Origin of the sequence: Gluconobacter sp. DsW_058 (genome assembly GCF_002153615.1) — a bacterium.
Classification (GTDB): domain Bacteria; phylum Pseudomonadota; class Alphaproteobacteria; order Acetobacterales; family Acetobacteraceae; genus Gluconobacter; species Gluconobacter cerinus.
On sequence record NZ_JOPH01000026.1, the window covers coordinates 1 to 255 of the forward strand.

General features: G+C 52.5%; 1 pseudogene. It reads right to left on the reverse strand.

The window, feature by feature from the left end:
- Positions 1 to 255 (reverse strand): annotated as a pseudogene (locus HK24_RS14035) (hypothetical protein); the annotation flags it as partial.

Sequence of the window (255 nt, forward strand, 5' to 3'; positions counted from 1 at the left end):
AAGACGTGCTCGACACGCGATCGGATGACCGACTTTCCAGCATTCGATTTCTGGATATGTCGGAGCATAGGTTTGAGGTGCGGCTTTTTTCTGTGAACCTTTGAGACAAAACCCTGCTTTTCCATGAAGTCTTCGCTGGCTTTGGAGCGGTACACCGTGTCGCCCTCCGCCATTATCCCACCAATGCTAAGCATTGACGGGAGCCTGAATGGCTTCGCCCAGACGCTTGAGGCCGTATTGGTTTTATCCAGCAGC